Origin of the sequence: Runella sp. SP2 (genome assembly GCF_003711225.1) — a bacterium.
Taxonomy (GTDB): Bacteria; Bacteroidota; Bacteroidia; order Cytophagales; family Spirosomataceae; genus Runella.
This window is the reverse complement of record NZ_CP031030.1, coordinates 2133228-2152693: the sequence shown is the minus strand read 5'-3', so window position 1 is coordinate 2152693 and position 19466 is coordinate 2133228. Positions and strand designations below refer to the sequence as shown.

General features: G+C 42.4%; 19 protein-coding genes and 2 tRNA genes. 12 read left to right on the top strand and 9 right to left on the bottom strand.

The features are described from left to right. Positions 1 to 2: 2 nt before the first annotated feature. The 4 genes from DTQ70_RS09050 (at position 3) to DTQ70_RS09030 (ending at position 4200) form a co-directional block, all read left to right on the top strand. Entirely contained in the window at positions 3 to 1277 is a 1275-nt protein-coding gene (locus tag DTQ70_RS09050) for a site-specific integrase (RefSeq protein WP_122930516.1), read from the top strand. A 20-nt stretch (positions 1278 to 1297) separates the two neighbouring features. Then, the gene (locus tag DTQ70_RS09045) at positions 1298 to 1507 is read left to right on the top strand and encodes a hypothetical protein (protein ID WP_122930515.1); all 210 of its coding nucleotides are present in this window, start codon (positions 1298 to 1300) and stop codon (positions 1505 to 1507) included. Between the two features lie 104 nt (positions 1508 to 1611). Next, entirely contained in the window at positions 1612 to 2967 is a 1356-nt protein-coding gene (locus DTQ70_RS09040) for a primase-helicase family protein (RefSeq protein ID WP_122930514.1), read from the top strand. 351 nt (positions 2968 to 3318) lie between these two features. Next, positions 3319 to 4200, top strand: coding sequence for a CHC2 zinc finger domain-containing protein (locus DTQ70_RS09030; RefSeq protein WP_122930512.1), 882 nt, complete (start codon positions 3319 to 3321; stop codon positions 4198 to 4200). A 67-nt stretch (positions 4201 to 4267) separates the two neighbouring features. Here the strand turns inward: DTQ70_RS09030 and DTQ70_RS09025 are convergent. Next, a tRNA-Ser gene (locus DTQ70_RS09025) sits at positions 4268 to 4352 on the bottom strand. 191 nt (positions 4353 to 4543) lie between these two features. On the opposite strand from DTQ70_RS09025, the gene DTQ70_RS09020 reads away from it, so the two are divergent. Then, the gene (locus DTQ70_RS09020) at positions 4544 to 5341 is read left to right on the top strand and encodes a Fic family protein (RefSeq protein WP_122930511.1); all 798 of its coding nucleotides are present in this window, start codon (positions 4544 to 4546) and stop codon (positions 5339 to 5341) included. 40 nt (positions 5342 to 5381) lie between these two features. Here the strand turns inward: DTQ70_RS09020 and DTQ70_RS09015 are convergent. Both DTQ70_RS09015 and DTQ70_RS09010 read right to left on the bottom strand, forming a co-directional pair. Further along, positions 5382 to 5466 (bottom strand) — tRNA-Ser (locus tag DTQ70_RS09015). Positions 5467 to 5609: 143 nt separating this feature from the next. Next, positions 5610 to 6728, bottom strand: coding sequence for a PLP-dependent aspartate aminotransferase family protein (locus DTQ70_RS09010; RefSeq protein ID WP_122930510.1), 1119 nt, complete (start codon positions 6726 to 6728; stop codon positions 5610 to 5612). 132 nt (positions 6729 to 6860) lie between these two features. On the opposite strand from DTQ70_RS09010, the gene DTQ70_RS09005 reads away from it, so the two are divergent. Further along, positions 6861 to 7670, top strand: a complete 810-nt coding sequence (locus tag DTQ70_RS09005; RefSeq protein WP_122930509.1) for a crotonase/enoyl-CoA hydratase family protein — start codon at positions 6861 to 6863, stop codon at positions 7668 to 7670. An 87-nt stretch (positions 7671 to 7757) separates the two neighbouring features. Here DTQ70_RS09005 and DTQ70_RS09000 read toward each other — a convergent pair whose 3' ends face one another. Continuing rightward, positions 7758 to 8141, bottom strand: coding sequence for a TraR/DksA C4-type zinc finger protein (locus DTQ70_RS09000; protein ID WP_028525477.1), 384 nt, complete (start codon positions 8139 to 8141; stop codon positions 7758 to 7760). 375 nt (positions 8142 to 8516) lie between these two features. Here DTQ70_RS09000 and DTQ70_RS08995 point away from each other — a divergent pair, with 375 nt between their 5' ends. Next, on the top strand, positions 8517 to 9791 hold the full coding sequence (locus DTQ70_RS08995; RefSeq protein WP_122930508.1) for a Glu/Leu/Phe/Val dehydrogenase: 1275 nt from the start codon (positions 8517 to 8519) through the stop codon (positions 9789 to 9791). Between the two features lie 47 nt (positions 9792 to 9838). On the opposite strand, the gene DTQ70_RS08990 is transcribed toward DTQ70_RS08995, so the two are convergent. Further along, positions 9839 to 10456 carry a Uma2 family endonuclease gene (locus tag DTQ70_RS08990; RefSeq protein WP_122930507.1) on the bottom strand — a complete coding sequence of 206 codons (618 nt, stop codon included), beginning with the start codon at positions 10454 to 10456 and terminating at the stop codon, positions 9839 to 9841. Positions 10457 to 10544: 88 nt separating this feature from the next. Here DTQ70_RS08990 and DTQ70_RS08985 point away from each other — a divergent pair, with 88 nt between their 5' ends. Genes DTQ70_RS08985 through DTQ70_RS08975 form a run of 3 tightly spaced genes read left to right on the top strand, consistent with a single transcriptional unit; the run spans position 10545 to position 12998 of the window. Continuing rightward, positions 10545 to 11204 (top strand): phosphatidylserine decarboxylase family protein, encoded by a 660-nt coding sequence (locus tag DTQ70_RS08985; RefSeq protein ID WP_122930506.1) that lies wholly within the window; start codon positions 10545 to 10547, stop codon positions 11202 to 11204. 43 nt (positions 11205 to 11247) lie between these two features. After that, positions 11248 to 12063 (top strand): N-acetylmuramic acid 6-phosphate etherase, encoded by an 816-nt coding sequence (gene murQ, locus DTQ70_RS08980; protein WP_122930505.1) that lies wholly within the window; start codon positions 11248 to 11250, stop codon positions 12061 to 12063. Next, on the top strand, positions 12060 to 12998 hold the full coding sequence (locus tag DTQ70_RS08975) for a CPBP family intramembrane glutamic endopeptidase (RefSeq protein WP_122930504.1): 939 nt from the start codon (positions 12060 to 12062) through the stop codon (positions 12996 to 12998). The genes murQ and DTQ70_RS08975 overlap by 4 nt, the downstream gene beginning before the upstream one ends. On the opposite strand, the gene DTQ70_RS08970 is transcribed toward DTQ70_RS08975, so the two are convergent. From DTQ70_RS08970 to DTQ70_RS08960, 3 genes are all read right to left on the bottom strand, one after another. After that, entirely contained in the window at positions 12928 to 14136 is a 1209-nt protein-coding gene (locus tag DTQ70_RS08970) for a mechanosensitive ion channel family protein (protein ID WP_122930503.1), read from the bottom strand. The two genes, DTQ70_RS08975 and DTQ70_RS08970, sit on opposite strands and share 71 nt — an antisense overlap. Before the next feature lie 66 nt (positions 14137 to 14202). Next, positions 14203 to 14964, bottom strand: coding sequence for a LytTR family DNA-binding domain-containing protein (locus DTQ70_RS08965; RefSeq protein WP_122930502.1), 762 nt, complete (start codon positions 14962 to 14964; stop codon positions 14203 to 14205). Next, complete coding sequence (locus DTQ70_RS08960) at positions 14958 to 18011, bottom strand: two-component regulator propeller domain-containing protein (protein WP_164489939.1); 3054 nt, start codon at positions 18009 to 18011, stop codon at positions 14958 to 14960. The genes DTQ70_RS08965 and DTQ70_RS08960 overlap by 7 nt, the downstream gene beginning before the upstream one ends. 166 nt (positions 18012 to 18177) lie before the next feature. Between DTQ70_RS08960 and DTQ70_RS08955 the strand changes: the two genes are divergently transcribed. Then, on the top strand, positions 18178 to 18588 hold the full coding sequence (locus DTQ70_RS08955) for a LytTR family DNA-binding domain-containing protein (protein WP_122930500.1): 411 nt from the start codon (positions 18178 to 18180) through the stop codon (positions 18586 to 18588). 4 nt (positions 18589 to 18592) lie between these two features. After that, positions 18593 to 19015 (top strand): hypothetical protein, encoded by a 423-nt coding sequence (locus DTQ70_RS08950; protein WP_122930499.1) that lies wholly within the window; start codon positions 18593 to 18595, stop codon positions 19013 to 19015. Positions 19016 to 19089: 74 nt separating this feature from the next. Here DTQ70_RS08950 and secG read toward each other — a convergent pair whose 3' ends face one another. Further along, entirely contained in the window at positions 19090 to 19452 is a 363-nt protein-coding gene (gene secG / locus DTQ70_RS08945) for a preprotein translocase subunit SecG (RefSeq protein ID WP_122930498.1), read from the bottom strand. Positions 19453 to 19466: the final 14 nt, after the last annotated feature.

Genomic DNA, 19466 nt, shown 5'->3' with positions numbered 1-19466 from the left:
ACATGAATCAAGATACAACCAACGCATCTGTAACCGCCGAACGTACCAGTTTACGTTCGGCGATTATTTCCATACGTTTTCAGTTGGTGAACCCTAACCGCGCTGAAAGCTCCATCCAATGTAAAATTGGGGTCAATGGTAAATACGCCACCGAGTTTGTAGTCGAGCGTAACATCCGTACCGTCAATTGGGCGCAAAAGCTACAAAAAATGCTTGACGACTCCGAAGAATCGGCACTGCTTAACCAACGCCTGGCCTTCATCAAAAGTGAGATTAAAAAAGCCGAAATGAGGCTGAGACTAGACGGCCGTCCCATTACCGCAGCTTCCATTAAAAACGCCTATCTCGAAGCCCAGGGCGTTGTAAAAATTGAACCCAAACCCGTCGTTATCAAGCGGCCAACCTTTCACGACTGTTTTCGAGAGTTTTACCACAAAAAATCTACTCAAAAGAGAAAGCCTATCACCGAGCGTACCCGACAAAGCTATTGGAGATACAAAAGCAATTTGGATAAGTACATCAAGGGTTTGCACTTAAAAAAACTGTACGCTGACCAAATTACCCACGACTGGGCCGAACGGTATCTTGATTGGCTCATTGACAAAGCCAAGTTCACCAATGATTACGCAAACAATAATATCCAGCTTTTAAAAAGTGTACTCCAAATGGCTGAAAATACCCATCTGATTGACAAAAATCCATTGAAGGGATACAAACTCTTTGACAATAATTTCTACGACACTACCCACCTATCAATTAACGAAGTTCAGGCACTGGTTAACTTTGATTTTTCTAGCGTCACTACCCATGTAAAGACAGCGGAAATTTTAAGACAAGAAGCTGATATTTTCGTTTTTTCATGTTTTACCGCTCAGCATCATTGTGACCTAAAGGAGGGTAATTATGAACTTTTTCAGCACCCCACCGATGGGCGTATATGGCTAAAAGGCAAAAGGCGAAAAACGGGTATGGCTTATTCAATGCCACTTCATCCCATTGCTTTAGGTATCGTTAACAAATACGGAGGTATCAACAATTTACCCATAAAAGCCAATACGAAACGAAACTACCATCTAAAACACATTGCCGTACACTGTGGCATCAAGATACGTTTGACAACCAAAGTAGGCCGCAAAACCTTTAGCAATTTCGCGTTGAATACGCTGCGTATGCGCGAAGAAACCGTTGCCGCCATCCTTGGTCATCAAAATACCAAGTTTGTTAAAAGATACGCCAAAATCACAGAAGAAAGCATTGCCGCTGAATACCGTTTCTAACCTCAAAAGCACTCATCAAGATGGATCCCAATAAAAGTTTTTCCGTAAGAGAGCTACATGAGCATATTTTAATGCTCGAACAAATGCTGAAAAATCAAGCCGAAATTCTTGGCATTAAAGACCTATTGCTTTACAGGCTAAATGAGCGTATTGATGATCTTGAATCTCAAAATAACCAACTCCAACAACAGGCCACAAATTTACTCTGGTTTAAGAACCGTAGTAACTAGCCTTGAGGTAAGGATAAAAAATAAGCGGTGCTCGAACACCGCTTGTTTTTTGACCCTTTCAAATTGTGAAAGTGCAACTATTTACAACAAACAGCAACAAATTAATGGAGAATAACCCAATCAGTCAAGCCCTTATCCTAAAAGAGTTTAGCGCCATTGCTGAAGCAACGCCATCAAATGACATCACTCAAGAGGATGAGCGAACAAGAAAACGGCTTCAAAAAGTTGCCAAAAACTACATTCGAGTAGGTGACAATTATTTTAAAATTGTCTTTCGTCCAGACAAAGAGGGAAAACCGTTCAAAGACTATTTAAAACTGAACAAAGGGACGTTGATTGATGACCATACCCATGGAATCATCAAATACATTTCCAAATTTGATGACTTTTGCATGGTCGCCTCCCATACAAACTACAAACAGGTTATCAACGGTTTCTATAATGAATATTCGGAGCTGACCCACAAACCCAAAGAGGGCAATTGTGACACTATTTTGTCAGTAGTAAAACACGTTTTTGGTGAACATTACTTTGATTTTGCCATTGACTACTTACAGCTGCTCTACACAAACCCCTATCAACGGTTGCCCATTCTGTTACTGGAATCACAAGAAAAAAACACGGGTAAATCGACCTTTGCCAATATCGTTTATAAGATTTTTCAGGATAATGCCATCAAAATAGGAAACAATGACCTACAAAGCGACTTTAATTCAGTATGGGTCAAAAGATTGGCAATTATTGTCGATGAAACTTCATTGGAGAAAAAGGGCATTACTCAAATGCTTAAAAGGTTCAGTACCGAAACTGGAAAAGTTACGGTCAACGAGAAGAACAAAGCCCAATCGGAAGTTGATTTCTTCGGAAAGTTTATTTTCATTTCAAATGAAGAGGGAAAAGCCCTATTTATTGAGCGAAACGACCCAAGATGGGCAGTTTTTAAGGTGCCGACTTTTGCCGAAAGGGGAATCAAAGACGACCCGCTGATTGATGAAAAGTTAGAGGCCGAAATCCCTGCCTTTCTACACTTCTTAACTCAAAGAAGCCTCAAATACAAACGAGAAAGCCGTATGTTCTTTGCTCCCATCGTGTACCAGACAGCACAATTACAGCTTTACTACAACAATAGCATAAGTAAAACAGCCCAATACATAAAAAAATTAGTTGTAGATACTTTTGAGTTATTCCCAAATGTAGAGGTGCTCAAGTTTGGCATTGTTGATATTATTGAGGAATTGAAAAATGAACTCCGAAACGTAGAACGGGAGAAAGTTCGAGAAAGCATTGAAAAAGAACTAGGATTCAAGCCTCAGGATCGAACTCATTATACGCTTTATAGCCGTCGTTTAGCAGAGAAAAACCCCCAATACTATCCCACTAAAAACACTGAAAATAAAGTCCATTATAAGTTCACAAGATTTGATTCAGAAACTTGGAAAAGTACAAATGATACTTTTTGATTTTGTCAATTTTGGAACAAATGGACCAAAACGGAACAAAATTTGGAACAAAAAACGAGTGCAAAAGTCGCACTTTCAAATAGAAGATGAATTTTGGAACAAATGGAACAAAGGTATTTATTGAATTGATTTTCATTGAATTGAAATGTTCCAAAATTGTTCCAAGTATGTTCCAAATGTTCCACTTTTTAGTGGTTTTTCCAATTTCGACTTTTTTGTTCCATTTTTTTCTTAAATCCGTAGAAACACGGGTTTTTGTCAATCATCGAAAAACGCAGTACAATTTCTACGTAACTTCAATTTGTCGCTGAAAGAAAAAGAAATCGTCGAAAGTCCTAACCATTAACAACCATGATTAAACCTGAATTCATCGAAAAAGCAAATGCCGTTTCAATTGTTGACTTTCTCGCGGCCAAAGGCATAGAGCCAGTCAAAGCCATCGGCAAAGAACTCGTTTATCATTCCCCGCTGAGGGATGACCCTACACCCTCATTTTATGTGAATCCTGCCAAAAATAGCTTTAAAGACTTTGGCGTCGATGAACACCGAGGTAGTGTATTACGGCTTGTGCAGTTGCTGGAGCAATGTAACTTCCCTGTTGCGGTTGCCAAATTACTGGAATTCAAAGGCCAAGAACTTGGAAGCTACGCCAATCTTTTTCTTTCAGCGACCGAAATACCAAAGCCAAAGGCCAATGACCCTAAAATTGTGTTTCCTGTACAAAACCCCGTCCTTATCAACTATGTGCAATCACGCGGAATCCCGTATTCATTGGCTAAAAAGTACCTGTACGAAGTAATGACTACGACCAGCGATAGGGTTTACTTTACCGTCGGTTTCGTCAATGATTCAAAGGGATTTGCATTACGTAACAAATACTTCAAAGGATGTTTAGGAGAACAAGATATAACGACTTTTGATTTTGAGTCCCGAAATACGGTAGCCGTTTTTGAGGGATTTTTCGATTTTCTTTCAGCCCTAGTTTGGTTTGGCCGCGAAGCTCCACGAATTCCAACTGTTATCCTGAATACGACCAACAACCGAAAAAAAGCCGTTGCATACCTTCGTGGGTTCAAAGAAGTGAATTGTTTTTTTGACCGCGACAAGTCAGGGATGGAATGTTTCAACCTTTTACGCGACCGCGACGGGCTTCCCGTCAACGATTGTTCTGGAATTTATGAAGGTTTTAACGATTTCAATGAGTTCCTTATAAATACCCCTAAGAAACAATGATTTTAATCGTAAAATGTAGCTTGTGGACATAAAAAAAGCCTGTAAATACATGATTTACAGGCTTATGCAGAGAGAGAGGGATTCGAACCCCCGGACCTGTTACAGTCAACGGTTTTCAAGACCGCCGCATTCGACCACTCTGCCATCTCTCTTTGTTTTCCCTTACTCGTCGTTTGGGATTGCAAAAGTAGAACTATTATTCAGCTTTGTCAAGCTTTTGTTTAAGAAATTTTAAGAGAAAGCATTTTTTGTTTACCAATCGGTTATCAATATCAGCGGATGTTTAATTGGCAATCTACCCATAAAAGACTTATTTTTAGGCCACAATTCACCCTTTTGGAACATGAGCCAGTTCAATACATTACAAATCCTCAAATCTGAATACTTGCCCTATTACCGCGAAAGGCAACCCCTCACCATCCATAAGCACATTGCAACACTCCGAAAAGTAGAACCATCTTTGGATTCATTTTCCTATTTGGTGTCAAGCTCCATTTTTTCTAGCCGAATTGAAGGAAATCCCATTAGTATCCACGACTACTATCGCCACCAAGAAATGGGACTCCGAAAAACCAAGCCCATCCGTGAAGTCGAGGATCTCATCAATGCCTACAAAATGGCACAAAAGCTCAACTTGACTGAAAAAAATATGTTGAGAATCCACAAGATTTTATCCAATACAATTCTCAATAACAATCCACAATATCAAGGCCAATACCGCGACAAACCCGCTAGTGTTTATAATTTACAAACAGGAAAAGTTGTATATAGAGCCGCAACCGAAACTATTCTCAAAACTGAGATAGAAAAATTGTTTGTTGACATTGCTTTTTTGATTGACCAAGACTTGAATCACAACGAAATTTTTTATTTCGCAGCTCAAATTCACCTTCGTTTGGCACAAATCCACCCTTTTGCAGATGGGAACGGAAGAACCGCTCGATTGTTGGAAAAATGGTTTTTATCAACAATGATTGGTGATATCGCTTGGTATATTCAGTCAGAGCATAACTATCAAAAACGGCTTACTTCTTACTACAAAAACATTCACTTAGGCCCTGACTATGACCAATTAAATTATGGCAATTCATTGCCGTTTTTGTTGATGTTACCTTGGGCACTAAGAGTAAAAGCGCATTAAAGCAAAAAAGGCTGCAAATCAGTGATTTGCAGCCTTTCAGCAGAGAGAGAGGGATTCGAACCCCCGGACCTGTTACAGTCAACGGTTTTCAAGACCGCCGCATTCGACCACTCTGCCATCTCTCTTTGTTTTCCCTTACTCGTCGTTTGGGATTGCAAAAGTAGAATTATTACGCAGCTTTGTCAAGCTTTTTCTAAGAAAAAAATCTAAAAAATAAGCTCAATAGCGCCTAAAAACGCCCTTTTTGCTGATTATCAATTTGTTAAAATTATTCTAATGCCTGCTTTAAATCCGCAATTAAATCATCAATATGCTCTAGCCCTACCGAAATTCTAAGCAGGTTTTTAGGGCTCACCGAATGAACTCCCTCCGCCGTCGCGCGGTGTTCAATCAAACTTTCTACTCCTCCCAAACTCGTGGCTCTGATAAACACTTTTACTTTGCTTTTCAAGGCCAAAGCCGCCGCCTCTCCCCCTTTCACTTGAATCGACATCATCGCTCCCCCCGCACTCATTTGTTTTTTGGCTACCTCTACCCCACTATGGCTCGGTAAAAAAGGATAATGAACGGCTTCTAATGCAGGATGTGTACTCAGAAATTCTGCCAATTGTGCCGCATTCGAGGTTTGTTGACGCACCCGCAAAGGCAACGTTTTAAGCCCCCGCAAAACCAACCAACAATCAAATGGCGAAGGTACAGCCCCTCCTAATGCTTGTATCATTCGTGCTTTTTCAGCCAACGGACCATTTTCTTTAAATATTAACGCCCCACTTAACAAATCGCTATGCCCCCCAAAGTACTTGGTGGCAGAGTGCATCGACACATCACACCCCAAATCAAGTGGGCGTTGTAAAACAGGGGTTGCCCACGTATTGTCACAAACTGTATAGGCGCCTTTTTGACGAGCCAAAGTAGCCACCTCCGCAATGTCAGTAATTTTAAGTTGGGGGTTCGACGGGCTTTCTATCCATACTAATTTGGTATTCGGCAAAAAAGCCGCCTCAATCGCTGCTAAATCGCTCATATCCACCTTTGTGTATTTTAAACCCCAAACGGACATGATTTCTTGCAACAAAGCGGGGGTTCCGTAGTAAGCATCGTCAGGAACAATGACGTGGTCGTTGGGAGAAAGGCACTGAAAAATAGTCGCTGTAGCCGCCTGCCCCGACGCAAAAGCCATCCCAACTTCTCCACCTTCCAATATCGCATAGGCTTTTTCCAATGAATTTCGGTTGGGGTTACTGGCTCGGGTATAGATATGTCCGTGAGGAATACTGCTATCGGGCTCACGCTCAAAGGTCGTTGACAAATAAATAGGAGGAACCACCGCACTGGCATTGGCGTCGTGGTACTGCGTACTATTAATGACTAAGGTTTCAAAATTCATCAGACGTAGTAAGTGAGTTAAAACGCTACAATTTTACTCCAAATCTTTTTGAATCAAAAATTAGTTGCGTAGGTTTGCATTATAGTATGCAAGCATACCATTGACTTTATTTTAATAAACCCTTTCGGACTCATGACAACCTTAGAAACTTTCGACCTTCGTATTGAGGATTCAATTGCCTGGGTGTATTTTAACCGCCCAGAACGTGCCAATGCCCTAAATCAAAAGGCTTGGGATGAAATGAAGGCGCTTTTTGAAGAATTGGATGAAAACAACGACGTTCGGGTGATTATATTAAGTGGACACGGTAAGCATTTTTGCGCAGGAATCGACCTGGAGCTTTTGATGAATGTAGCCCAATTTTCACAACCTTGTGAAGGAAGAAAAAGAGAACAGCTTCGTAAAAAAATTCTAGCTCTACAAGCTCCCATCAACGCCATTGAGCAGTGCAGTAAACCTGTCATTGCAGCCATCAAAGGAGGCTGCATTGGCGGAGGGATTGACATTATAAGTGCCTGTGATATGCGCTATTGTATCGATGACGCCTACTTCACCATCAAAGAAATTGACATGGGAATGGTGGCAGATTTAGGAACATTACAGCGTTTACCCAAAATAATTCCACAGGGCATTGCGCGGGAATTGGCCTACACGGGTCGAAATGTAACGGGTTTGGAAGCAGAGCGCATCGGGTTAGTCAATCGTACTTTTGCCAGTGCCGAAGAAATGTACACGGAGGTGATGAAAATAGCTCAACAAATTGCAGGCAAGTCACCCTTATCTATTAGAGGTACAAAAGCTATTATGAATTACAGCCGCGACCATTCTGTTACCGATGGACTCGACTACATGGCAACCTGGAATGCTGCTATGCTACTTTCGGACGATTTAATGGAGGCTTTTCAGGCAAAAATGCAGAAGCGCCCAGCAGTATATAAGTAAAAAAAGGGGCGACAAAACCACGTTCTTGCTTTTTGGCAAGAAAAATGGCTTTGTCGCCTTAGCGTATTCACACGTTTCGTGCGTCGATTATACGCGACGAAGTTTTGCTTCAATCGTTTGCTGCGTATGTGGCACTGCGCGAAGTCGCTCCTTTGGAATCAACTTTCCAGTATCAATACAAATACCGTACGTACCGTTTTTGATGCGAATAAGCGCGTTTTCAAGCTGCGTAATAAATTTTTGCAAACGCCCAGCCGATTGGCTCATTTGCTCCCGCTCGCTTGTGTCCACATCTTCCATCAATTTGGTCGCAGCACCTGTATTGTCGGTACCACTGTCATTTTTGCGACTTAATGTGTCCTTAATGTACGCCAATTCTTTACGCGCAACTTCAAGTTTTGTGTTGATGATTTCCTCGAACTCCTTCAACTCCTCTTCAGAGTAACGTTTTTTTTCTTCCTGTGCTGACATAATAAAACTCCTTGGTTTGGGGTACAACTTAATGGCGGAAGTCAATTAAGCCGCAAAAATACGTTTTATTCGGTTCTGTCAAACCATTTTTACGACCGTTTAATAAAAACTTATTTTTTGACGATTTTATGTTTTCCAATAAATACCAAGTAATATTTGGATAAAACCCCAAGAACCTATAGACTATTCTAACCTTTTGGCAAAGAGTTCTATTTCATTTTATACCCACAAATTGCACTATATCAAGAAAAAACTATCCTTTTGTATTTTTTGTTATAATAATAGTAAGTTTGCGCCAAGAAGCTCAGGCACTTTTTGTGTCCAGAGATTTTATCATCAAACGAACATTCCAAATAATCAGATTTCTTTAAAATTATGACTTACATTGAGCCCGCTCCTATCAAAGATAAGGAGAATCCATTGGAGTCGATGATGTCGCGTTTTGACAAAGCGGCCGAACTCCTTGGTATTAGCGATGAAATGTACCACATTCTCAAAGTCCCCCGCAAACAGGTCGTAGTTGGTCTTCCCGTTACGATGGACAATGGCCAAATCAAAGTCTTTGAAGGTTACCGTGTCATTCACTCTACTATCCTTGGCCCCGCCAAAGGAGGTATTCGGTTTGACATGGCCGTCAACATTGACGAAGTACGAGCCCTTGCAGCTTGGATGACCTGGAAATGTGCCGTAGTAGATATTCCGTACGGTGGGGCAAAAGGAGGGATTGCTTGCAACCCTCGTACGATGTCCGCAGGTGAAATCGAACGCCTCATGCGCGCTTACACCTTGTCCATGCTCGACATTTTTGGACCCGACAAAGACATTCCCGCCCCCGACATGGGGACAGGCCCCCGCGAAATGGCATGGCTGATGGATGAATACTCCAAAGCCATGGGTATGACCGTTCACGGTGTGGTAACGGGCAAACCGCTCGTATTGGGTGGTTCACTTGGCCGTACCGAAGCGACAGGCCGTGGTGTAACGGTTTCGGCGCTTGCTGCCATGGAAAAAATGCGCATCAATCCCTACCGAGCAACGGCCGCCGTTCAAGGGTTTGGAAACGTAGGGATGTATGCAGCCTCGCTCATGCACGAACGCGGCGTCACAGTCCAAGCCATCAGTGATATTTCGGGTGGGTATTTCAATGCCCGAGGCATTGACATTGAAGATGCGATGAAGTACCGCGCTGCCAATGGTGGCATTATGGAGGGTTATAAAGAGGCTGACAAAATCACTAACGAAGAGCTCCTTTCGCTTCAAGTAGATGTATTGGTACCAGCGGCCAAAGAAGATGTTATTACCCACGACAATGCCGCGTATATTCAAGCTAAAATGATTGTGGAGGGTGCCAATGGGCCTACTTCTGCCAGTGCCGATGACATCATCAATGAAAAGGGGATTATGGTCGTTCCCGATATTTTAGCCAATGCGGGCGGTGTGACGGTTTCTTATTTTGAGTGGGTTCAAAACCGTATTGGTTACAAATGGAACCTCGAACGCATCAACCGCCGTTCGGATCGCATCATGAAAGATGCCTTTGAAAATGTGTATGCTACTTCGCAGAAATACCAAGTAAACATGCGACTTGCAGCTTATATTGTTGCTATCGACAAAGTAGCAAGTACCTATAAGTACCGTGGGGGTTATTAGAGAATTAAGATAGGGCAAGTTGGCAATCGTCACTTGCCCTTTTTTATCTATTTGCTCAAAAATGCTGTCAATCGTTTTTTCTTAACCAATTCATTCAAGTTCAGGATACAGTTTTCATCAATGACGATGTCTTGCTGCCAATTTGTTATTAACCAAGTTGGATTTAACTTTTCGGCCACCACAATTTTTTGGTTTTTGGTCAATACCCAAATAACTTTTTGTGTTCCAAAATCCAACATTTTTTGTATTTTCTCAATAATATACTCCTCATCAGTGGCATAGTCGGCCATGTCAGCTTTGATATCTACTTCAATAACCACATGAGGGGAAGTTGAAAAATAGTTGTCACTCAGCGTGCCTACATCATCTTGCCAATAGACAGCAATGTCGTTTGCAAGGTTATCTCCTACATCAATATGCAAACCAGCTTCGTTGGTAACGACTAGGTAGTCGTCCGAAAGATGAACCGACAGATACACATGAATTAGTGAAACAATAGCTGCTTGCAACGAACTACTTCCCATAATTTCTTCTGGTTTTTTCTTTTTACGAATCACATCCTTGTAACCTTTGTAATAAAGAGGTTTTCCGTTGAGGGTTTCGTAAATCAAATAATCGGGCACTTTCCGCTTCCGTTTTTGAGGCATATCAACCGAGGAAGTCATACAATTGTCGCTTTGATGATAAAGTAAAGATAGAAAAATTGAAGCGGTTTGCCTACTTTTGCAACGTTTATCTAAAAACCCCGTACGTATGACAATTCATAAAGAAGGTTTCGCTAGTATTGGTTTAGCAGGCGCATTTGTATTACTTACTAATTGGCTCTTGCGCTACTTTATGGGCGAAATCGAATGGCTAACAACCACTTGGCTTGTGGTATCACTCGTCTTCTTTTTTATTATTGTTCAATTTTTCCGTAAACCAACGCGGATTACGCCCATTCACCCCAACCACGTAATTGCCCCTTGCGATGGTAAAGTGGTCGTCATTGAAGAAGTAGTTGAAACAGAATACTTTAAAGGCCCACGTCGGCAGGTTTCTATTTTCATGTCACCCATCAATGTCCATATCAACTGGAACCCCATTGCTGGTGTGGTCAACTATTTCAAATACCACCCAGGCAAATACTTGGTGGCGTGGCATCCCAAATCTAGTACAGAAAACGAACGAACAACCACGGTCATAAAAGCACCCAACGGAGTTGAAGTACTTTTTCGTCAAATTGCGGGTGCATTAGCAAAACGCATTGTTTGGTACGTAAAAGAAGGTCAACAGGTAAGCCAAGGATCCGAAATGGGATTTATAAAATTTGGCTCACGCGTCGATATTTACTTACCACTTGATGCAGATATCAAAGTGAACCTAGAAGAAAAAACAACGGGCGGAATCACAGTGTTAGCACATTTAAAATAAGTGTTATTCGACACTTTGCACTTGACATTCGACATTAAAAATCATGCTATCTACGACAGAATCTACTTCACATTATGACAACCTCGACCAGATGAGTGTTCGGGAGTTGCTCACTAACATCAACAACGAAGACAAAACAGTTCCTTACGCCGTCGAAAAAGCCATTCCTCAAATAGAGGCATTGGTTGAGCAAATCGTCGTTAGAATGAAACAAGGTGGTCGCCTTTTTTACATTGGTGCAGGAACAAGTGGTCGCTTAGGTGTGGTAGATGCCTCAGAATGCCCCCCAACCTACGGCGTACCTTTTGATTTGGTTATTGGTATCATGGCGGGCGGCGACAGTGCCATTCGCAAAGCCGTCGAAAATGCCGAAGATGACCCAAATCAGGCCTGGATTGACCTCCAAGCCTATGACATTGACGAACTAGATTCACTGATTGGTATTGCTGCTTCAGGTCGTACACCGTATGTGATTGGTGGGCTCAATCAAGCCCGCAATGCAGGCATTCTGACGGGGTGTATTGTATGCAATGTAGGGTCTAAAGTAGCCGCTGCGGCCGAATATCCCGTCGAAATCGTCGTAGGTCCCGAGTTTGTCACTGGTAGTACCCGCATGAAATCAGGAACGGCCCAAAAACTAGCCCTCAATATGATTTCCACTTCGGTCATGATTCAACTTGGACGCGTGCAAGGCAACAAAATGGTGGATATGCAAATGACCAATTTTAAACTCGTTCAACGCGCCATCCGAATGGTACGAGAGGAATTGCCGCACATAACCCCCGAAGAAGCGCAAGCGCTGTTGGATGCCCACGGAAGCGTTCGCAATGCTGTTGAAGCTGGTCGCAATTTGTCATGAAAAAAATCTGGAACAGCCTTAAAGAGCACGTAAAAGCCGATTTTGATGCTAAAACGTATGGGTTCACGGCTGTTTTTCTGGTGGTAATCATTGCCATCAATTACCGTATAAATTTAGAACGGGGAATCATTGATAGTTATCGTGGCAACTCGATTCGCATTTTCTGGTATTTTTTACTATACGCCTTCGCTTATTACGGAGGCGTTTTTATTTATACCCTTTGTAAAAAAGAAACCTCTGCACTACGTACGCCCACTTTCTGGCTGTATAGTCTATTTATCTTGGGAGTGCTGGGATTAGACGGCGGCTTTTATGCGTACAACCAATGGAGTAGAGAGCTATTTGATGGACAAATTTATATTTTTGCTTTCCATTGTTTGTCAAACCTATTTTCGGTTTTAACCGTCGTACTTCCTTTTTTACTCTTTTATTATTTCATTGAAAAGCAACCTTCTTACTTTTACGGACTACGTCCCCAATGGTTTGTTGTAAAGCCCTACTTGCTTTTGGTTGTTTTGATGGTTCCCCTTATTAGTTGGGCCTCGTTTCAACCTGATTTTTTGCGCTCGTACCCTTCCTACAAAGGTTCTAATGCCGACGAATTTTTTGGAGTAGCACCTTGGGCAACTACCTTATTTTATGAGGTGTGTTATGGTTTTGATTTCTGCATTACTGAGTGGCTTTTTCGAGGATTTTTGACCATTGGAATGGCTCGATTTTTAGGTAGAGGAGTCATCATTCCAATGGTCGTTTGTTATGCCTCTCTCCATTTTGGAAAACCATTGGGCGAAACCATCGGCTCTATTTTCGGAGGCTATATTCTTGGTGTGTTAGCCCTACAAACAAGAAGTATCTGGGGCGGTATTATTGTTCATGTGGGTGTAGCTTGGCTGATGGACTTAGCGGCGTGGCTTCAGAAAGCTGCGATTTTCTAATACTTTCCTCCTCACTCGCTGGCGTTAAATTTTCAACCCCTCGCACAAAAAGCGCTCGACTTGGCAAGGCAAAAGTGGCACCTTGGGTTCGGACGATTTCCAAAATTTTGAAATTCACTTCTTCCCGCACACGCATAAATTCTTTCCAAACAGAGGTGCCCACGTGGTAAATTACGACAATATCCAACGAGCTTTCACTTAAAAGCTCTAACCGCACCGTGGGTTCCTTCGATCCTGTAATGTACTGAGAAAGTAAGTACTCGCGAATTTCTTCGATGATTTTTTCAATGGTTTCAGCAGGTGTATCGTAAGCCAACCGAACGTAATACTTGGCGCGGCGGTGGGTACGTTGTGAAACATTTTCGAGGGCTTGCGTCACCATCAGGCGGTTGGGTACGGTTATCAAACTGCCATCGTCCGAACGAACGCGCGTGCTTCTAAACCCAATTTGCTCAACTTCACCCGAAATCTTATCCAATACTACCGACTGCCCCACCAAAAAAGGGCGTTCGAGCATGATGGTTATCGAAGCAAGGAGGTTTTCGAGCGTTTCACGGGCCGCCAACGCTATCACCACTCCCCCAATCCCTAAACTGGTAATCAATGCCCAAACGTTTACCTCATACACTTTGTGGAGCATGACAAAAAAACAAGTCAGGGTCCAAAAAACGATGGCAATGTCTTTAAAAAATGGGACAAGTTGGTCGTCCAGAGCAGTAGGAGTTTCGGCAGCTTGCTGCTTGAATATCAAAGAGATAAACTTTATAAGCCGAATTCCTAACCAGCCAATAGCCACCGACAACATTGTTTGATAGGCTCGCTCCAACAGCATCAGCCAGCCAAATTTTTCAGGCGAAGCCCAATTCCATTCGGAAGGTACTTTGAGGTGATGAAAAGCTGAAAATAAAATTATTAGCGTAATGAGAAACTCAAAAGGGCGGCGAGTGAGGCGTACAAATTCGGCCACAGGAATGTTACCAGCCTCACTTTTGATAAAACGGTAAATGGTGCGACTCACCGTAAAAGAAAGGCCACGCCGAAGGATGATTCCTAAACCCAATATGCCCACAAACCAAAGTAAATCGCGGAGTTTGTTTTCTAAAATGGTGTAATGAAGCCAATACGAAACTTGGTCCATGTCTTTAGCTAGTTGATTCAGCTACAAAACAACGACGTATTTGGCGTTTTCACAACAAAAAGCGGGTTATCGAATGGTCAATTTCGACAACTCAGCCAAAAATACCTCTTTTCGACGGCGGGCAACTTCAATCTGAGCGTCGTCATTCATCACCACCGTTCCTCCCTCCCCTTTGATGTATTTTTTCACTTGTCGCAAATTGATAAGGTACTGATTATGAACCCGTACAAAGCCATAAGGACTTAGCAATTCTTCGTATTCTTTTAAGTTTTTGGACACCATTATTTTTTTTCGACCTATGAAATGAAAAATAGTATAATTCGCATCTGATTCACAGCGAACAATTTCTCGAATCGGTACGTAAAAAATCCCTTCTTGCGTCGGAAGCGCCATTTGCATACTCTCCGACTGTCCACCTCGAAGGTTTTGCAACAGTATTTCTACATTTTGAGCCGATGATTTTTTGGTTTGAATCCGTTCCGTCGCCCGTTGAATCGCGGCCTCAAGTTCATCGCCATCAATAGGTTTTAATAAATAATCGACCGCCCCAATTTTAAAGGCTTTTACGGCATAATGATCAAAACCCGTGGTAAAAATCACCTCAAAATCAATCCGTTCGAGGCCATCGAGCATATCGAATCCGCTTTTGCCAGGCATCTGAATGTCCAAAAAAACCAAATCAGGATTCAGCACTTGAATAGCGCGGGCACCTTCGTCGGCCGAATGGCAAAACTGCATAACGTAAATATCTTGGGCATACAGTTCAAGAAGTTTTTTAAGGGCTTGGCACCCCATGAGTTCGTCGTCAACGATGAGCGCTTTTAACATAACTTGAATTGGGCAATGTCTGGCAAAACTATTTTTACTTTTGTTCCTAAAGGCTCACCCGTTTGGTCGTACAAATCGTCGATAATGATTTTGGCTCCTTCGGTATTGTACTGACGGTTAAAGGTTTCGATGCTTTCGAGTACGTTTTGAGTCCCTTTAGATTTTCGGCTGGGCGACAATTGTTTACTTATCTCTTTCGATTTTGCACGCCCGACTCCGTTGTCTTCAATGGTACACGACACCAGCGTTGTAGTTTCTCTTTGAAACGAGAGTATAATTTTGCCTTGTTCCGTACGGTGCATCAGTCCGTGCCAAATGGCATTTTCAACGTGCGGTTGTATCATCATGGTAGGGAAAACGGTTTCGTGAGCTTCCAATCGAGGATCTACTTTAATTTCAAAATCAAACTTATTTTTCCCAAAACGCATTTGTTCTAACTCAACGTATAGATTCATAAAAGTCATAATTCGCTCAATAGGCTGAAGTGGCGTATCGGTATTGTCCAAAATTTGCCGAATCAATTTAGAAAACTTGGTGAGGTACTTCGACGCTTGGTGGTTTTGGTCGTGTAAAATAAAATTATTGATGGAATTGAGACAATTAAAAATAAAATGCGGGTTCATTTGCGCTCGTAACGCCTTCATTTCCAACGCTGCAATCTGGCGATTGAGCATCGCTTTTTCTTTTTCTCTCTCCTGAATACGGCGTATTCTTCCCGTAAAAAACACGACCAACGCCCCAACACCTGCCATAATCACCAAAAGTCGAAACCAATCTTTAGTCCAAAAAGGAGCCGTCACTCGTACTTTAAGAATTGTGGGTTTTTCGTTCCAAACGCCGTCCGAATTGCTCGCTTTTACTTTAAAGGTATATTCGCCAGGAGGAATTTGCGAATAGCTCACAAAATGACGGTTTCCACTGGATACCCAATTTTTATCAACCCCCACCAATTGATAAGCGTACTGATTCTTTTGGGGTGAGATAAAATCTAGCGCGGCAAATTCAAACGACAAGAAGTTTTCGGTATAGCTCGTTTCGATTATACCCTTTCCAAAAACATTCACCGAATGGTTCATCACTTTGACCTCTGTAATGGCAACAGGCGAAGGACTACCGCGACGTTGTAACCCTGTAGGTTGAAAAATAGTAAAGCCATTGACACCCCCAAACGCCATCTCGCCAGAAGCTAACTTAATGTAAGCACCTCCATTAAACTCATTATTTTGAATACCATCGTGTACATCAAAAGCCGTAAAAGTCTCATTTTTAGGATTAAACCGTGCCAACCCCATGTTGGTACTCATCCACACTTGACCATTGTCATCCACCAGCGAACCATACACGATGCTGTTGGGCAGGCCGTCGTCGGTGGTATATAGTTTAAATTGCTTAGAAAGCGGATTGTATTTCCCAAAACCTACCCGATAACTACTAATCCAAAGAACTGAATCACTACTTAGGTTGACACTACTCACATCCCCCACCTCAGTGTTGGTGGAAGGTATCACCAGTGGCACAGGCTCAATCGTCTCATTGATAGGCGAATACTTTTGCAGTCCTACTCCTCTCCCAATCCAAACTGTCCCTTTTGAATCTTCTTTAAATGAGTTTATCAAATCGTCGTACCCGCTTGCATTGCCCCAAAAACGATATGCTTTTGTCGGATAATCAAACGTAAATAACCCTTTGGCCGTCCCCATCCAAACCCGCTTTCGGCTATCCATATAAATCGTCCGAATTGCGGTTGATTGGAGCGTATCGAAGGCTGCCTTACACGCAAGCGAAGGTGCGGTAAAATTTCCTTTTTTAGCATCAAACTGCACCAAGCCATTGCTCGTTGCCCCCCAAAAAAGGCTTGGTTCGACCTCAATCATTGCAAAGACCTGGCTTCGCCCTTCTGTTTCTGGCTTGCTCACCCTCACTTTTCCAGTCTTCTTATTCCACACGTTGATTCCTTCACCATCTGTTCCCACCAACAGATTCTCGCCCGACTCAGCAAAAGACAAAACAAAGTTGTAATTCAGCCCATTATCTTGATTTATGGTCCGAAATTTACCCAATCGAAGATTTATTTTGTTCAGCCCACTGTTATTACTTCCCACCCACACTAAACCCGAATTATCTTCAAAAATGTCGTTCAGCGGCGATCCTTTGAGGCTGTTGAGGCGCTGGTACGTCAAATCGGACGGCAGAAAATCCATTTTTTCGGTTTTGGTATCCAAACAAACCAACCCCGACTGTAGGCTCAACCAACATCTCCCATTTTTGCCAATTGTCATCGACCGAATTGGGAATGTAATAAGCTCAGGAAAAAAGGCTCGTAAAGAATACTTTTTTACCAATTTCAGGGAATGACTATCAAAAACCCAAACGCCTTCATTTTCAACCCCGATCCAAATCAAGTTGTTATATACTTGCATCGGACGAATGTCATTGTCGGGAGCCAGCCCAAAAGACACTACCTTGTACTTATTTTTTTTGACGTCCAACAACCAATAGTTGTCGCTGGTAGAAATCAATAGCCTGTCGGTATCAAGCTGTGCGGCATTTAGTATATTAAGCTTAGGAATTTTGCAGTAGGTACGTTTGCTTTTAGTATCTAGAAAATAAAGACCTTTGTTCGTACCAACCCAAAGCTTCCCTTTTGCGCCTGGCAGGATTTTTCGTATTCTAACGTTTGGCAAATACGTACGTATAGAATCCGTCAATATATTGAGTTGGGCAATGCCATTCCGTGTCCCTACCCAAAGGTGCTCGTCGCCATTGTGGAATAACTGCCGAATACTATTGCTTGGAAGCCCCCCCGCTGCTTTGCCAATCTGCGCCCGATAGGGTTTGAACTGATACCCGTCGTACCGTAGCAACCCATCGTCGGTACCTACCCAAAGAAAACCCCGACTATCTTGACTGATGCTCCAAACTGTGTTTTGGGAAAGGCCGTTTCGGTTGTCAAAATTTTCTACCCAAGCATTTTGAAACACCTGCGCAAACAGCGATGGAATACCCCACCCTAGCAAGTACAACAAAAGCCCGCCTTTAAGCCGCATGTTTTTCCAATCAATGTTTTGAACAATCCCCAAAATAGCAAATTACCAAAAATACATCCAAGTCCACCACCTTTTTACAGATGCCGCCAGTTATTCATCGGTAGTTTTTCGGGGATTTTGTCCAATTTATTTTTGAATCATCAAAATAACAAAACCCCTTGAAGTTATGAACGCGCTCACTCACCCGCTTTTGCCCCAGCTTGTAAAAGTCCCTCAGCGGAAAGTTTCCATTCCCAAACTCACATTACCCTACATGAATCGCTTTGTCAGTATCCCAATCAATCAAATACTTTATATCCAAAGTGATGTCAACTACAGTAATATCTATCTAAAAGACGGGCAGCGTTTTCTGGTGGCAAAAACTTTAAAAGAATACAACCAAGAACTAAAAACCTATCCTTTCGCCCGCATTCATAAATCGTTTTTAGTCAATCTTGATTCGATTACTTCCTGTGATTTTCCTGAATACGAAGTGCATCTTCAAAATGGGGTGTGCCTACCTATTGCGCGCCGTAAACGCAAGGTATTTCAGCAAGTCTATCACTTTTTTCAACTCGCCCACCGAATAACCAGCTAAACTCATGGAAATGGCATTGTATATTGCAGGCATCGCCTTCGCTTTTATGGTCGTATTTTCCATTCTGTGGTCGGTAATTGTCTATGGTTTTTCACACGTCAGTGGTTGGCAAAACCTAGCTAAAAAATTCGCTACCCAACCCTTAAAAGAGGGTTTTTATGCCAACGTGACGGGGCGGGTTGGTCTCTCCAATTATAACGGCTTGCTTCGGCTCGCCTTTACCCAAGAAGGGATGTATCTGCACATTATGCCATTTTTCCAGTTCGGGCATCCGCCACTTCTTTTTCCTTGGACAAAAATTCGTCATTGGGAAAGTAAGCGTTTTTTCCTACAAACCTTTATTTGCTGTACCATCGACGGCATTCAGATTTGTCTCCCCCAAAAATACCTCGGTACACTCCAAAGCTACACCAGCGCTTATTCTTAAATCCATAAAAAAAGCCACGAAGAATTGATTTCTTCGTGGCTTTTAGGCTTCCAATTGGAAGCAGCAACACTGACTTATTTCTGCGCTGGTTGTTGTGCAGGAGCTGGTGTAGTTGCTGGTGCAGGTGTTGTAGGCGCTGGAGCCGCAGGCAACGAACGTTGGTTCGCTTTCTCTACGTTTACGCTATTGATTCCACCTGCTGCTTGAGGCTCACCGATGAACAAATGCGAAACCAACGCCAAAATCGCCATCACACCTGCTAATCCCCAAGTGATTTGTTCCAAAAGGTCAGTAGTACGTTTTACACCAAACATTTGGCTCGCACCGCTTCCTCCAAATTCTCCTGCTAAACCGCCTCCTTTAGAGTTTTGAACCAGTACGATTAAAACCAACAATACAGCGATAATAGCAATTACAACGATAAATACGGTAAACATTTTTTTGTTTTCAG

Bases quoted from the DNA above. Each gene is read 5' to 3' on its own strand.
- secG (WP_122930498.1), bottom strand. From the start codon at position 19,452: ATGTTTACCGTATTTATCGTTGTAATTGCTATTATCGCTGTATTGTTG.
- DTQ70_RS09020 (WP_122930511.1), top strand. From the start codon at position 4,544: ATGAGCCAGTTCAATACATTACAAATCCTCAAATCTGAATACTTGCCC.
- DTQ70_RS08990 (WP_122930507.1), bottom strand. From the start codon at position 10,456: ATGACTTCCTCGGTTGATATGCCTCAAAAACGGAAGCGGAAAGTGCCC.
- DTQ70_RS09005 (WP_122930509.1), top strand. From the start codon at position 6,861: ATGACAACCTTAGAAACTTTCGACCTTCGTATTGAGGATTCAATTGCC.
- DTQ70_RS08970 (WP_122930503.1), bottom strand. From the start codon at position 14,136: ATGGACCAAGTTTCGTATTGGCTTCATTACACCATTTTAGAAAACAAA.
- DTQ70_RS08985 (WP_122930506.1), top strand. From the start codon at position 10,545: ATGACAATTCATAAAGAAGGTTTCGCTAGTATTGGTTTAGCAGGCGCA.
- DTQ70_RS08960 (WP_164489939.1), bottom strand. From the start codon at position 18,011: ATGCGGCTTAAAGGCGGGCTTTTGTTGTACTTGCTAGGGTGGGGTATT.
- DTQ70_RS08975 (WP_122930504.1), top strand. From the start codon at position 12,060: ATGAAAAAAATCTGGAACAGCCTTAAAGAGCACGTAAAAGCCGATTTT.
- DTQ70_RS08950 (WP_122930499.1), top strand. From the start codon at position 18,593: ATGGAAATGGCATTGTATATTGCAGGCATCGCCTTCGCTTTTATGGTC.
- murQ (WP_122930505.1), top strand. From the start codon at position 11,248: ATGCTATCTACGACAGAATCTACTTCACATTATGACAACCTCGACCAG.
- DTQ70_RS09010 (WP_122930510.1), bottom strand. From the start codon at position 6,728: ATGAATTTTGAAACCTTAGTCATTAATAGTACGCAGTACCACGACGCC.
- DTQ70_RS09045 (WP_122930515.1), top strand. From the start codon at position 1,298: ATGGATCCCAATAAAAGTTTTTCCGTAAGAGAGCTACATGAGCATATT.
- DTQ70_RS08955 (WP_122930500.1), top strand. From the start codon at position 18,178: ATGAACGCGCTCACTCACCCGCTTTTGCCCCAGCTTGTAAAAGTCCCT.
- DTQ70_RS08965 (WP_122930502.1), bottom strand. From the start codon at position 14,964: ATGTTAAAAGCGCTCATCGTTGACGACGAACTCATGGGGTGCCAAGCC.
- DTQ70_RS09050 (WP_122930516.1), top strand. From the start codon at position 3: ATGAATCAAGATACAACCAACGCATCTGTAACCGCCGAACGTACCAGT.
- DTQ70_RS09040 (WP_122930514.1), top strand. From the start codon at position 1,612: ATGGAGAATAACCCAATCAGTCAAGCCCTTATCCTAAAAGAGTTTAGC.
- DTQ70_RS08995 (WP_122930508.1), top strand. From the start codon at position 8,517: ATGACTTACATTGAGCCCGCTCCTATCAAAGATAAGGAGAATCCATTG.
- DTQ70_RS09030 (WP_122930512.1), top strand. From the start codon at position 3,319: ATGATTAAACCTGAATTCATCGAAAAAGCAAATGCCGTTTCAATTGTT.
- DTQ70_RS09000 (WP_028525477.1), bottom strand. From the start codon at position 8,141: ATGTCAGCACAGGAAGAAAAAAAACGTTACTCTGAAGAGGAGTTGAAG.